This window comes from Pedobacter nutrimenti (assembly GCF_003208655.1).
Taxonomy (GTDB): Bacteria; Bacteroidota; Bacteroidia; order Sphingobacteriales; family Sphingobacteriaceae; genus Pedobacter; species Pedobacter nutrimenti.
Genome location: NZ_QKLU01000002.1, coordinates 1 through 15,195, shown reverse-complemented (window position 1 = coordinate 15,195; position 15,195 = coordinate 1). Strand labels below are relative to the sequence as shown.

General features: G+C 33.2%; 13 protein-coding genes. All 13 read left to right on the top strand.

The annotated features are described in order from the left end of the window. Window positions 1–18: 18 nt before the first annotated feature. A complete protein-coding gene (locus B0O44_RS04730; protein WP_110827634.1) occupies window positions 19–2,517 on the top strand; it encodes an SLBB domain-containing protein in 2,499 nt (832 codons plus the stop codon). 11 nt (window positions 2,518–2,528) lie between these two features. Further along, entirely contained in the window at window positions 2,529–3,632 is a 1,104-nt protein-coding gene (locus B0O44_RS04725; protein ID WP_110827632.1) for a GumC domain-containing protein, read from the top strand. 97 nt (window positions 3,633–3,729) lie between these two features. Next, a complete protein-coding gene (locus B0O44_RS04720; protein WP_110827630.1) occupies window positions 3,730–5,085 on the top strand; it encodes a lipopolysaccharide biosynthesis protein in 1,356 nt (451 codons plus the stop codon). 123 nt (window positions 5,086–5,208) lie between these two features. Beyond that, entirely contained in the window at window positions 5,209–5,715 is a 507-nt protein-coding gene (locus B0O44_RS25345) for an acyltransferase (protein ID WP_317047131.1), read from the top strand. A gap of 14 nt (window positions 5,716–5,729) precedes the next feature. Continuing rightward, complete coding sequence (locus B0O44_RS04710) at window positions 5,730–6,620, top strand: alpha-1,2-fucosyltransferase (RefSeq protein WP_110827626.1); 891 nt, start codon at window positions 5,730–5,732, stop codon at window positions 6,618–6,620. Window positions 6,621–6,877: 257 nt separating this feature from the next. Then, window positions 6,878–8,182: a hypothetical protein gene (locus B0O44_RS04705; protein WP_110827624.1), complete on the top strand. Its 1,305-nt coding sequence runs from the start codon at window positions 6,878–6,880 to the stop codon at window positions 8,180–8,182. A 343-nt stretch (window positions 8,183–8,525) separates the two neighbouring features. Next, window positions 8,526–9,350, top strand: a complete 825-nt coding sequence (locus B0O44_RS04700; protein ID WP_146229773.1) for a glycosyltransferase — start codon at window positions 8,526–8,528, stop codon at window positions 9,348–9,350. Between the two features lie 49 nt (window positions 9,351–9,399). Then, the gene (locus B0O44_RS04695) at window positions 9,400–10,434 is read left to right on the top strand and encodes an EpsG family protein (RefSeq protein ID WP_170123277.1); all 1,035 of its coding nucleotides are present in this window, start codon (window positions 9,400–9,402) and stop codon (window positions 10,432–10,434) included. 358 nt (window positions 10,435–10,792) lie between these two features. Further along, the gene (locus B0O44_RS04690; protein ID WP_110827616.1) at window positions 10,793–11,872 is read left to right on the top strand and encodes a glycosyltransferase family 4 protein; all 1,080 of its coding nucleotides are present in this window, start codon (window positions 10,793–10,795) and stop codon (window positions 11,870–11,872) included. A gap of 2 nt (window positions 11,873–11,874) precedes the next feature. After that, window positions 11,875–12,927, top strand: coding sequence for an NAD-dependent epimerase/dehydratase family protein (locus tag B0O44_RS04685; protein ID WP_110827614.1), 1,053 nt, complete (start codon window positions 11,875–11,877; stop codon window positions 12,925–12,927). Then, window positions 12,909–14,120: a glycosyltransferase family protein gene (locus B0O44_RS04680; RefSeq protein ID WP_110827612.1), complete on the top strand. Its 1,212-nt coding sequence runs from the start codon at window positions 12,909–12,911 to the stop codon at window positions 14,118–14,120. Before B0O44_RS04685 ends, B0O44_RS04680 begins: the two co-directional genes overlap by 19 nt. After that, window positions 14,104–15,027 (top strand): NAD-dependent epimerase/dehydratase family protein, encoded by a 924-nt coding sequence (locus B0O44_RS04675; protein ID WP_110827610.1) that lies wholly within the window; start codon window positions 14,104–14,106, stop codon window positions 15,025–15,027. Before B0O44_RS04680 ends, B0O44_RS04675 begins: the two co-directional genes overlap by 17 nt. Window positions 15,028–15,104: 77 nt before the next feature. Further along, the coding region (locus B0O44_RS04670; RefSeq protein WP_146229772.1) for a hypothetical protein at window positions 15,105–15,195 on the top strand (91 nt) is incomplete at its 3' end.

The window sequence follows — 15,195 nt, the reverse complement described above, 5'->3', positions numbered from 1 at the left end:
CGATTTAATCGGAAACCTATGAAAAGAAAATTTACTACACTACTGATCATTATATTCAACATTTTGTGTTTCAATGTGAATTCCTGGGCACAGAATACAACAAATTATGCGAATGTGAAGGTAGACGAACTATCAGATGCACAGATCAGACAAATGATCCAAAGGGCAGAGTCTGTTGGTTACAATGATGCCCAGCTGGAACAAATGGCTGCCGCACAGGGCATGAAGCAGGAGGAGATCGGAAAACTGAGGGTAAGGGTAGCAAAAATTCGTAAACAGGGTGATGCAGGCGGGGACAAAACTGTGCCTAAAGTTATGGAGGATGATAGCCGTCAATACGCAGACAGCAGCTCCAGAAAAGGAAGTTTTAATAAGAATAATATTCCAACTCCGGACTTGCTGGAGAGCTTAAAACCTAAAATTTTTGGCTCTGAATTGTTCAAAAACAACAACATAACTTTTGAACCAAATTTAAGAATGGCTACACCTAAAAGCTACGTGATTGGTCCGGATGATGAACTGCTGGTAGACCTGACGGGTGATAATGAGGCCAGCTACAGGTTGAAAGTGAGTCCGGATGGAACGATTAGGTTGCAATATGTTGGTCTGGTTTCTGTAGCAGGCTTATCCATTGAACAGGCCAGCTCAAAAATCAGGTCTGCGATGTCAAAAACTTATCCGGCTTTGCGTTCCGGCCGCTCTAACCTAACCATTAACCTTGGAAATATTCGCAGTATCAAAGTTGTATTAACGGGTGAAGTTGTAAAACCTGGTACTTATACATTGCCTTCTCTGGCTACGGTATTTAATGCCTTGTCTTCTTCGGGTGGGCCCAATGAAAATGGTTCATTCCGTAATATACAGGTCATCCGGGGTAATAAAGTGGTCAGCTCTATAGACGTTTATGATTTTATTATCGGTGGTATCCAGAAGGGAAATGTCCGTTTGCAGGACCAGGATGTGATCAATATACCCGTTTATAAAACCCGTGTAGAGGTAGTAGGAGAAACCAAAAGACCGGGCGCCTTATATGAAGTACTTAAAGGTGAAACGCTTCAGAATGTTTTAGATTTTGCCGGTGGTTTTAATACACAAGCGTATACTGCAAAGATCAAGGTGTTTCAGAATACAGATAAGGAACGTCGTTTGACAGATATTTCAGCTGCTGAGTTCAATACTTATTATCCGAAAAATGGTGATAAATATGTAGTGGAAGGTATTTTAGACCGTTTTGAAAACAGGGTAGAAATTTCTGGTGCCGTTTTTCGTCCGGGACAATATGAATTGGATAAAGGTTTAACCTTAAAGGGGCTGATCAATAAGGCAGATGGTTTGACTGAGGATGCCTTTTTAAATAGGGGCTATATTAATAGGTTAAATGCCGATAATACGCCTTCACTGATTTCTTTTGATGTGGCTAAGGTTATAGCAGGTACAGATAATGACATTAAACTGCAAAGGGAAGATAAGATTACCATTTCGTCATTATTTGATTTAAAGGACGAATATAAAGTAAGTATCCAGGGTGAGGTGAGAACTCCTGGTACCTTTAATTATGCAGATAACATGAGCTTGGAGGACGTGATTCAGATGGCGGGAGGTTTTAAAGAAGGTGCTACACCGAACCGGATTGAGATTTCCAGAAGGATTAAAAACAGTGATGCCATGTCGGCATCAGCGAAAACTGCTGATGTTTTTACAGTGAATGTAGATGAGCATTTGAAAGTATTAGGTGACAACTTTGTATTGAAACCTTTTGATGTAATTTCGGTAAGGAGTTCAGAAGGCTATCAGGTACAAAAACAGGTTAAAGTGGAAGGTGAGGTATTATACCCGGGTATTTATACGATTACAAATAAAAATGAACGGATTTCCGACTTAATAAAAAGGGCAGGGGGGTTAACTCCTACTGCCTATGTGGAAGGTGCTTCGTTAAAAAGGCCCGGAGCAGAGAAAGTTAATCCAGCCGATAAAAACGCGATCAACAATAAAGAAGAAGATGACAAGAAGTTTTTGGGTTTAAAAAGAGCGCAGGAAGCAGGTGTAAAAGATACGGTGAAAGCAGATGTTGAACAAAAATTGATTCAATCTGATTTGGTTGGTATTGACTTACAGCGGATTTTGAACAAACCCTTATCTAAAATGGATCTGATTGTAGAAGATGGAGATGTGATTCGTGTTCCAAGGCAATTGCAAACGGTTAAAGTTACTGGAGAAGTTTTAAACCCAAATAGTATTGTTTATTCAGGGAATAAAGGATTTAAACAATATATAAATGGAGCTGGGGGCTTTACAAGTAATGCATTGCGTGGTGGAGCGTATATTAAATATGCAAATGGATCTGTTGAAGCGGCGAAAAAATTCTTGTTCTTTAATAACTTCCCCAAAGTGAAGCCCGGTGCGGAGATATTAGTGCCTAAACGTGCTCAAAGAGAACGATTGACTGCCCAAAGCTGGATTGGTATTGGAACAGCTTTGGCATCTTTAGCTGCAATTGTGGTGAGTTTATTAAAATAATATATTAATTCATGACTGTAAATAGCCAGAATTCCTCCCTAGATAATTATGATGAGCAAACTTCTCTCAGAGAATTAATCGTTAAAATACGAGACTGGTATAAATACATTTTAACGAAATGGCTTTTTATTTTAATTGTTGGTATTGTGGGTGCAATAGTGGGATTTATTTATGCATATTATAAAAAACCAGTCTTTATTGCCTCTACAACTTTTGTTCTGGAAAATGAAGATAGTGGTAGGGGAATGGGGCAGTATGCTGGACTTGCCTCCATGGTTGGAATCGACTTAGGTGGTATGGCAGGAGGTGGGGGGATTTTTCAAGGTGATAATATATTAGTCCTTTATAAATCACGTAAAATGATTAAAAAGACTTTGCTAAGTGGCGTTAATTATGATGGTAATAATGAATTATTAATTGACCGGTATATTAAAATAAATCATCTGCGAGAATCGTGGAGAAAAAAGAAAAGCTTGGCTAAAATTTACTTTGGTAATGACTCAAATGCAGATTTAATAAATGTCAGACGCTTAAAAGACAGTATAATAACTTTAATAGTTGATGACATAAATAAAAATTATTTAAGTGTAAGTAAGTTAGATAAAAAACTGAGTATAATTAAAGTAGATGTAAGGTCTAAAGATGAAATTTTTGCGAAGGCATTTAATGATCAAATTGTCAAAAATGTAAATGATTTTTATATTCAGACGAAAACAAAAAAATCTCTTAATAACATTTCAATACTGCAACAGAAAACAGACTCGGTAAGATTAAGTATGAATCGTTCAATATATACATCCGCTGCAGTGGTAGATGCAACAGTAAATTTAAACCCTACAAAGCAGGTACAGAGAATTGCTCCGATGCAAAGATCTCAGTTTAATGCTGAAACAAATAAGGCTATGTTAACAGAATTAGTCAAAAATTTAGAAATGGCAAAAATGTCCTTATTAAAAGAAACCCCTTTAATCCAAGTTGTAGATAACCCCGTATTTCCGTTGGAAGTAGAAAAGATAGGTAAGATAAAAGCATTAGTACTAGGAGGAATACTTTTTGTCTTTGTTGTAGTATTAGCCTTATCAATTAGGAAGGTGTTGCTCATTTCTTTGATTTAAAATCTATATAGAGCTTTAACTACAAAATAAAATTTGAGAAAGACAAATTTTAAAATTCAACTCAAGAAATAATTGTATTATAATTTATAATCATTTAATGAACGCATTATCTAAAGTAAAGGCCTTTTTTACTACAGGACACGAACGAACTATTTTGTTAAAATTGAATATTTTAGCTTTATTCGTGTTGAAAGGAATGAGTGTTGTCATATCATTCCTGTTAGTGCCAATGACGATTAATTATTTGAATCCGATAGAATATGGGCTTTGGCTAACCCTCAGCTCGATTCTTATATGGGTAGATTTTTTTGATATAGGAATTGGTCATGGGCTTCGAAATAAACTATCTGAGGCATTAGCTAAGCAAGAATACGACTTAGCTAAAAGCTATGTGAGTACATCATTTGCCTTTCTTTCATTGATTTCATTGATGTTTTTTATCTTTTTTATTTGTATCAATCCTTTTCTTAACTGGTCTTCCATTTTAAATGTGGATTCCGAAATGGGGAAGTATATTGGTGAAATAGTTATCTGGGTTTTGGCATTCTTCTGCCTTCGTTTTGTTTTTAAATTATTAGGCATTATTCTTTCTGCTGATCAGCGACCTGCTATTGATTCTTTTTTGAGTGTTTTGAGTAATATTCTTTCGATTGGCATTATTTTTACTCTCACGAAAACCACAAACGGGTCGTTAGAGTATGTAGCTATAGCCTTCAGTGCAGCACCACCCCTTATATTTCTTGTGGCTGGAGTTATTTTATTTAGGAAGCGTTATAAAAAGATATCTCCTAGTTTCAACTACATAAAAATTGAATATGTGAAGGGACTTTTGGGTTTAGGGATAAAATTTTTTGTTATACAGCTGAGCTGTTTACTAATATTTTCATCAGCTAATTTTATTATAATTCAGTTATATGGTCCAAAAGAAGTAACAACTTATAATATTGCTTACAAATATTTTAATATTGTTATTATGGTGTTTACTATTATTGTCACTCCACTGTGGTCTGCGTTTACAAATGCGTACGCCAAAGGTGATTTAGTATGGATTAAAAGGACGGTAAAAAAAATTGAAATACTTTGGCTTTTTTCGCTTTTAATTACTGCCTTATTAATTGTAATAGGCAGTTTTTTTTACCGTTTTTGGATAGGAAAATCGATAAAAATACCCCTTTCCTTGACCCTTTCCATGGCCGCTTATGCAATTGTTTTTAATTTACTCTCAACATATAACTATGTAATTAATGGGACAGGAAAAGTCTATATACAAACTATTCACGCAATTGTATCGATAATCGTTTATCTACCGTTAGCATATCTGTTATGTAAATTTATGGGTGTTAGTGGTGTAATTAATGCCTCAACAATAGTATTAATGCCTTTGGTCGTTTGTTCCTATATACAATATAAGAAAATTGTTGCAGGTACAGCAAGTGGCATTTGGAATAAATAGATTGAACCAGTTTAAGATATTAATATGTTAGTCTCATTGTATAAACTGTACAGATATTTTAAAGTAAGACTTTATCAACGTTATAGTAAACTTTATTGTAGGTTGTTATTCTACTTGAATGATGTGGATTATTCTTCTTTTGATTCATTAGGAATACCTAATTTGGAGATTAGTCCTAAGGGTAAATTTAGTATAGGGAGGATGTTTGTAATGATAAATGATGCAAAGAGTGCAGTTTTAGGAAAAAATAATAGATGTAAAATAGTAGTTGGTGAAGGTGCATCCTTGATTATTGGGGACAAAATTGGAATTAGTAATGTGACAATAGTTTCAACAAAGTCTATTGTTTTTGGGAATAATATCTTAGTTGGCGGTGGAGCTACGATTGTTGACACTGATTTTCATTCTTTGGATTCCGAAGATTGGCATTCCGCGAATGATTCAAAGAATATGAAAAGTTCTCCTGTTGTAATAAAAGATAATGTTTTTATAGGCATGAACTCTATTATTCTAAAAGGTGTCACTGTTGGTTCGAATGTGATTGTCGCTGCTGGTTCGGTCGTTACGAAGAATATTCCTGATAATCAAGTATGGGGAGGAAATCCTGCTAAGTTTATAAAAATGAGATGAGTTAATTTATAGAAATGGATATTGTGATAATATGTAATGGCTTGGGGAATCAGATGTCTCAATATGCTTTTTTTTTAAAAAAGAAGAGTATAAACAAAAAAACGAGATTTATTTATGATCGAAGATCTTCCTCCCAGCATAATGGGTTTGAACTCGAAAGAGTCTTTGGTATTCCTTCTGGAAATATGTTTGTAAATCGTTTACTATGGTTGGTGTTTCGAATTCTAAGTATAGAGAGATTCCCGCATTTTTCTAGGCCCGTTTTAAAGTTTTTTAATTTTTTTAATATTAAACTAATTAAAGAGTCCCCTAATTATGATTATGATGAAAATTTGATGACACCTTCTAAAGGGCTTCGATTCTATTACGGGGGATGGCATTCTGAGAAGTATTTTAAATCAAACAGAGAAGAGATACTTAAGGCTTTTTGTTTTGAGTACAGTGATGATATATCAAATATTGAAGCATTTACTAAAATTAAGGAAACTAATAGTGTCTCAATACATGTTAGAAGAGGCGATTATATGAATGAAACTAACTTTAATGTTTTTGGAGCTGTATGTACAAAGGATTATTTTAAGAAGGCGATATCAGAAATTAGTTCTTGTGTTGAGGATCCTCATTTTTACATTTTTTCTAATGATATTCCTTGGGTGAAAGATAATTTGATGATGGATAATATGTCTATTATTGATTGTAATAAAGGAAAAGATAGTTGGAAAGATATGTATCTAATAAGTAATTGCAAGTATAATATAAATTCAAATAGCTCTTTTAGTTGGTGGGCGGCCTGGCTTAATGTTAATGAAAATAATATAGTGATTGTTCCAAAATTTTTTATTAATAATGTGGAAACAAAAGATGTTTATCCAAAAAGATGGAGAATCCTAACCAACTACAGTTAGTGAAACCTTAAATTTTAACCAAACCCTTTATATGATCAAAAAGTGTGAGATGGTCTTCAAGTCGTAATAATGAATGAAAATTTGTTTATTCCTTTGTCTAAAGGATAGCTTCTATTTCAGATTTAAATAACGTTTCATTTGCATTTGTTTCTGATTTAATAGATAAAGTTATATGCTGTTTTTTGATCTAGAAGATTATAGGATAAAATAAGAAGTAGTATCTATTTTTGACTAAAAAGAATCTTAAAAAAAGAATTATGAAAAATTGTGCTTTTACAATTGTAGCAAAGAATTATATAGGGTTAGCCCGAATACTTGAGAAGTCATTTAAAGATAATAATCCTGAAACTGATTTTTTTGTTTTTGTTGTAGATGAATTTGACGATATGACTAACGCGACTAATTTGCCTGACAATCTCATATTTGCAAGAAGCATTCTAGAAATACCAGACGATAAATGGATAGATATGAGCTTTAAATATGACCTTACTGAATTTTGTACGTCAATTAAGCCCACTTGTTTTATGCATCTCCTTAAACGTACTGAATATGAAAAAATAATTTATTTGGATCCTGATATATACGTCTATAATTCTTTCGATGTTATTTTTAAAATGTTAGATGAACAATCTATTGTGATTACACCTCACTTTTCGATTATTCAGGATATACATCTTGGGGAGACTCCCGAAAGAGATTTGATGGGAAATGGCGTATTTAATCTGGGTTTTTGCGCAATTAAGAGAAGTGAGATTGCAAAAAGGATGTTGACTTGGTGGAGTGAAAGATTATTCGATAAGTGTTATATTGATTCTTATGAAACGTATTTTACTGATCAGAAATGGATGGATTTCTTGCCGTGTTTTTTTAATAGCGATGAATTATTGGTCACTCGGCACCTAGGAATGAACATAGCTCCTTGGAACTTTTTTGAGCGGAAGATATTTTTGAAGAATGAGAAGCTATTCGTGACCTCTCGCAACAGGGAAACAGATACTGAAAAAGTTGTCTTACCTGTACTTTTCGTTCACTATTCTGGTTATAACTACAATGAACTAAAAAAGGGAAATGTGATTCAAAATAATATAGCTTCTTTAAAAAAATATGAAGATGTTGAACTTTTAACAAATTTTTATGCGAGAGCAATACAAGAAAATAGTTTTATTTTCGATGAATTTATAAAAGAAAAGTATAAATATGGAGTATTTGATAATGGTGTTACGATAAAAAAAATTCACCGTAGACTATATCGCGCCTTAAAAAACAAAGGTCAGGTTGTCCATACCCCCTTTTCTTCGGAGGAAAGATCTTTTTATTCAAGTCTTCAAAAATTAGGCATGACAAAAGAGACTCCTATTAATATTGAAAGGACAACAAAATTTACATTACAAGGGTTCGAATCTAAACTAATGTTATTTAACAGATTGATGCGGTTGATTTATCGATTACTGGGGTTTGAGAGATATCTACTATTAATTCGTGTGTTTAAACCATTTAGTCGTTATGAATCACAAATTCATCTTTTAAGTAAGGATTATGACAAAGAGAACATTATTTTCTAAAGTCTCTTATATAGATACTTTTTCCTATGGGACTTCGCACGAAATGTTTAATTCTTCGTTGATTTTAATGTGTTCTATGATTTTTGATAAAATAGACTGTAGAATGAGCCGGAGTGTCCTCCAAGCTTTTGAGAACTTAATAAGTGACCCAATCCCGACTAACTTCGCCTTTCGCTCGCTTTATGTTGTTAAAGGGAGAAGTCGATTTTCTTTGATGTTGAGATATTTATTTAGTGCTTTTCAAAACATACTCTTTTTACTCTTGTCATCGAAAGAAGCAGTGTTGATTTACCCATTTAATAATTTGTTCTCATTGAAGGCGATTAATTTTATTAATAAATTCTTGAAAAGAAGAATATTGATTTTTTGTCATGGTGAAATGGAGGTACTCGTTGAAGATTTTGGAAAAAATGGAATTTTACATCGGACTTTATCTCGATTGTGTTGGAATTTTTTTTTAAATCAAAATTTTAAGATTTCAGAAGGTATACACTTCTGTGTAATTGGTGACGTTGTCAAAGAAAATCTTTCTAAGGTCCTTTCTTCAAATGTAATTGAAAGATTTATTTGTATTGATCATCCTTATATTTTTGATTCTAAATTGAATTGTAAGACTAGCACTGATGGCACCTTCCACATAGGAACGGTTGGAACACTTAGTAAGATAAAAGGGTTAGATACTTTTGTTTCATTTGTTTCAAAAATAGATAGTTCAATAAAAGATAAAATTAAGATTTCTATTACTGGCCATGTTACGTGTGGTATTTCTGCACTAAAGGAGTTAGATGTTGATGTAAGCTCTCAGAATGAAAGTCTCACGAGAAGAGACTTTAAAGAACGTATAGATAAACTGGATTTAATTCTGTTTTTTTACTCTGGTGATAGTTACAAAATTACTGCTAGTGGCGCTATTTTAGACGCTCTTTTTTATGAAAAGCCTATTTTGGCACTTAGAAATGATTATTTTGAATATATTTTTCGAAAGATTGGAGATTTTGGATTTCTTGCCAATAGTTTAGAGGAAATGATTGATGAGTTGAGTGCTAGGATTAAAGATAATGAAAATAAAAGAATAGACTTCAAAACACTTAAGAATAAGCTTACACCCGAGCTTATAAGTTTACAACTATTAAGTGAGTTAAGTAGAATAGGGTATCTGAATAATTAATATGGAAGTTTATTTCTTAATTTTTGGATTATTAACTCTATTCTCGTTTATGGAGGTTTTTTTAATTAAGAAGTCTGATAGGTTGATTCTGTTTGGACTTGCTTCTTTTTTTCTTTACGCACTTTCTTTCCTGAGATGGGAAACTGGAACGGACTGGGACTCTTATCTCCGGTTTTTCAACGAAAGTGGAGAATGGTTTATGGAAAGCGAGTTTGAATGGGGCTTTGCTAGAATTAATGAGGGCATAAAAATATATTTTGATAACTATAGCATTCTGTTGTTTGTTCTAGCTACAATCATTTTTAGTTTTCAAAGCAAAGCGATTTTAAGGCTTAGTCCCTATCCGATTACTTCATTACTTGTACTCTGGAGTGTTTTTTTTGGGAACATTTTTTTTGTACGACAAACTATCGCAACAGTAATATTATTATATTCCATTAGGTTTATTCAGGAAAAGAAGTTTTTTAGATTCTTGTCATTGGTCGGCCTCGCGATGCTATTTCATCGAACTTCATTTATATTTATATTTACATGGTGGGTATATAAACTAAAACTGAAACCCATAACCTTATACACTTGTATTGCAATAAGCATGTTTATTTCTGTTGCAATTAGCACTATTATGGAAAATTTGGGGGGAGTAATTGGTGGTGTAGTACAACAAAAACTCCAATTTTATATGAGCGATAGTGAAAATACGATGGGCTCTGATTCTTCCCTGTCTACAATTATGATAAAAGGATTTGCTAACAAAATTTTTGTCTTTGGGGCGTCAATTTTACTTTTAGGGAAGTTAGAAGATCCAGACGATAAATTTAGAGGATACCTCAATATATATTGGGCCGGAGTAATTTTGTATTTTAGTACAATTTCTATATCTATAGCATTGGTAAGGCTCTCTTTTGCATTTGATATTGTTATGATAATCATTATACCCTTTGTTCTTAAAAATATTAAATCTTATTCCTGGCGGTTTTTATCATTTTTGATAATGGTTTTATATTTAATTGCAAGACTTTATGTGACTATTACAGGTAGTTATTATGATCTGTATGTTCCATTTAAAAGTATAGTTACGAAATAATTGAATTGCAGGTTTCGATATTGTTTTGTTTCTGATTAATCCGATTTTGATTCGGATAGGTTAGATTTGTTGTATTATAGATTTGTTATATTTTAGAAAATTGTAAAACAATTTTTTGCTTTGATAATCTTGAAACCGTGTATTTTGGTAGGTGTAGGTTACCTTTGTTGATTCAGTAAAAAAGAATGTTGTTATATGGCTTTAGAAAATATTTAACATATGGGGAAGATCTTAATTATACAATTAAGATCTTTTAAGAGACTCATGATAAAATGTAAAATTTTAACAATTTTTAGATTTAACAGTCATGTGGTTACAAATTATTGAAATAGTATTATGAAATTATGTAAAATCGACCATGCGAAAACTTAATGTATATTTTGATAATACAATATTTGTTTTACAAAGAATTGGAGGAATAAGTATTGTGTTTACTAGACTCATTGAAAGATTAAAAAAGGAAAATGATATTGAACTTAATTTGATAATTAATCGTACGCCAACTAATAATTTAACACACAAATCTACTATTGAGGGAGTGAATAAATTAATGGAAATAAAGATTCCTAAATTTTTATTGCCCTTTATGCCATTATTTAAAAGACTTCCTGATAATACAATTTATCACTCTACCTATAATAGATATTCGTTTCAGCGAAACATTATTAAAATAATTACAATTCATGATCTGGGTTATGAGTTGAAAATAATGAGACGGGGTTTAAAAAGGATGGTACATTTGTTTTTTAAAAAAATTGCAATTCAAAATTCCAATGCAATAATTTGTGTATCAGAAAATACCAAAAGAGATTTAGAACGATTTTATGGTAAAATAATTAAAGATAAGGTAGTTAAAGTTATTTACAATGGTATCTCTGACGATTTTATCGATAATAAAGAGACAAGTTTAAAGTTCGAGCGAAAGTATGTATTGTATGTTGGTGGGAGGCAACAATATAAGAATTTCGAAAAAGTTGTTTCGGCAGTAGCAAAAATTGAAGATTTTGATTTGATTATCGCTGGAGGTGGAAAAGTATCAAAAACTCATCTAAATTTGTTGAACTTGCATTTACCCAATCGATTCTCAATAAAGACAAATCTGGAATATAAAGAACTTAGCGGGCTATATAGCCAAGCGTATTGTCTTGTATATCCTTCATCTTATGAGGGATTTGGTTTACCGCTAATTGAGGCGATGTCCTGTGGCTGTCCCGTGATTGCTTGTGATAACTCCTGTATTCGAGAGATCACAGGAAATGCGGCCTTATTAATCAATAGTGCTACTGTATCGAATATTAAAACCGCGATTATGGAGCTAAAAGATGATAATTTGAAAGATACACTTGTTAAAAGGGGTATTATAATTGCAAGAAGTTTTACTTGGGATAAGACGGCAGAAGAAACACTAAAATTATATAAAGAATTAATTTATAAATAACTATGAAAAAAAAAATATTGGTTACTGGCTCCTCGGGATTAATTGGGTCTGAGGTTTGTATTCATTTTGCAAATCTAGGATGGGAGATACATGGTGTAGACAATAATCAAAGAGCTATTTTCTTTGGGCCAAATGGCGATACAAGATGGAATCAAAAGAGGTTAGGAGATTTAATAAACAATTTTTACCACCATGAACTCGATATTAGAAACCGGGATGGAGTGATTGAATTAATCGCAAATGTTAAACCGGATGCAATCGTCCATACCGCTGCTCAACCTAGTCATGATCGTGCTGCGGCAATTCCTTTTGATGATTTTGATACAAATGCCGTAGGTACATTTAATATGTTAGAAGCAACTAGGAGATATAGTTTAAATGTTCCTTTTGTACATATGTCGACGAATAAAGTTTATGGCGATGCCCCAAATGAGATCAAGATAGTTGAACTCGAAAAGCGGTATGACTATTCGGATCCTGATTTTGCAAATGGTATACCCGAAAGCTTTAGGATTGATCAAACGAAACATTCATTATTTGGTGCTTCAAAGGTTTCTGCTGATATTTCAGTTCAGGAATATGGTCGTTACTTTAATATGCCAACTGTATGCCTTAGGGGAGGGTGTTTAACTGGGCCAAATCATACAGGTGTTGAATTGCATGGTTTTTTGAGTTATTTAGTCAAATGTAATCTGGAAGAGAAAGAGTATACTGTTTTTGGATATAAAGGAAAACAAGTCCGTGATAATATACATTCCTACGATGTGGCAAGATTCATAGAGGAATTTATTAAGGCGCCTAGAATTGCCGAAGTATATAATCTTGGCGGTGGAAAGGAAAATACTTGTTCCATATTGGAAGCCTTTGATACGATTTCTGCCATTAGTGGTAAAGAAATGAAATATATATATGAAGAGACCAATAGGATTGGCGATCATATTTGTTATTATAGCGATCTTCGTAAAATGAGGGAACACTATCCTCAATGGGGTATTACTAAATCTTTAAAGACTACCTTCGAAGAAATTTATGAGTCATGGACAAAAAGAAATTAAAAGTTTATATCGCTAGTAATGTCGGTATAGATTACTTTTTCTTTTTGGCAAAAACATTGAAAGAAGCTGACTATGAGGTAGAACCCGTTTTTTTGATTACGGAGGTAAACTATCGTAAATGGACAAAAGCATCGGGACTAAAGAAAATATGGTTACGTCTTCAAATGTATGTTTTTTATCCAGGGTTACTGCTTTTTAAAGCTTGTATTTGCGATAAGAAGAGTATTTTTGTGATTACTAGTAATACTTTTTTTGCTCCAGTGTTAATGTCTTATATTTTACATTTAAGAAAGGTAAAAGTAATACACTTACTTTATGACCTTTTTCCTGACGCCCTGGAAATAGCTGGTGCATTTCGTCGTTCGTCGTTTTTATCCAAAGGTATTGGAAATATTATGCGAAGAAGTCAAGCCAAATGTGACGCAACGGTTTATCTTGGAGATTTCTTAAAGTTTCATGCAGAGAAGAGGTGGGGTAGGTCAAAGAGTTCTGAAACTATTGACATTTCTACAGATCTTGCTTTGTATACTGAGAGTTTCGTTCATAATCCCCCCTCCAGCAAATTGATTATACACTATGGTGGACAGTTGGGACATTTGCATGACGCGATATCAATTGTAGAGTCTATTAAGTACATTTATACATCAGATATAGCTGATTTAGTAGAATTTAATTTCTATGTAAGTGGTGCCCAGGCCCAATTCGTGAAAAATGCGCTCAAAGGATATCCTATTAAAGTTATTTCTGCTGTACCGAGCTATGAATGGCGTAAAGATATTCGAAATTTTCACATTGGTTTGGTTTCTTTAAGCCCTGGTGGGGCAAGCGTTTGTCTGCCCAGTAAAACCTATGGGATGATGGCTGGCGGGATGGCTATACTTGCAATATGTCCTGAATGGTCAGATTTGGCAGTACTTGTGAAGTCGATAAATGCGGGCTATGTTGTTAATAACTCTATTTACTCTTCATCATTAGAGTTGAACGATGGTGATTATTTGGACAATGTAGCAAAAAAACGATCAATTACAGAGATTGTTGAGTGCTTTTATACAACGGTAAAAACAATTCTTAATCAAAAGGATTTGCTATTGGAAAAACGAACGAATGCCTATAAAGGAGTACGGGCTAAACATGATGTTATTCAATTAAGTGAAAAATGGGATAAATTAATTAGGGATGTCTCGGGAAAATAATATTTTTATAACTGGTAGTTCCGGGTTTGTTGGGAAAAACCTTCTTAAATACCTAGATGATTATAGTTTGAATTATAAGAAACTCGATTTAAGAGAGCAACTATCTTTTAATTCATTAGATGGCTCATCGTCTGTCATTCATTTGGCAGGGAAGGCACATGACTTTAGGAACGTGTCCAATACACAGGAATATTATGAAGTGAATTTTGAATTGACAAAGAAAATTTATGATCTTTTTCTGAAATCGGAGGCTACAAATTTTTTTTTCCTAAGCTCTGTTAAAGCAGCAGCGGATAAGGTTGAAGGCCCCTTAACAGAGAACTCGGTGTCTTTTCCAGAAACGGACTATGGAAAATCAAAATTGATGGCTGAGCAATATATTCAGAGTCAAATTTTACCAGAAGGTAAGTCATTTTATATCCTGAGACCTTGTATGATACATGGTCCAGGAAATAAAGGAAATTTGAATCTGCTGTATGAATTTGTTAGAAAAGGAATTCCTTATCCATTTGCTGCCTTTAAAAATCAAAGATCTTTTCTAAGTGTTGAGAACCTTTGCTTCATTCTGAAGGAATTTATTTTGCAAAACAATATACCTTCAGGTGTTTATCTAGTTGCTGATGATGGATCTTTATCTACAAATGAAATTATTTCGCTGTTTTGCAGTGGATTAGGTAAGGATTTAAGGCTTTGGAAGGTGCCTAAAATGTTAATTAGATTGCTCGCAAGAGCAGGTGACTTTTTGCCTCTTCCGATAAATACAGAACGTTTAGATAAGCTAACAGAAAACTATGTGGTTTGTAATCATAAGGTTAAAGAAGCGATTAATAAATCTCTTCCTTTAACAATAACTGAAGGACTTACTTTGACATTGAAATCTTTTCAAGGAAGATTAAACAACTTTTGAAATAAGCTCGTCAAAACAGAATCAAGCTAATGAGCTGAAGTACTCTTCATAACCATTAAAATTAAAATAAGAAACTAATGAAAATTGCTGTAATAGGAACTGGATATGTAGGTTTGGTTACCGGAACATGTTTGGCGGAAACAGGAAACACGGTTATCTGTGTTGACA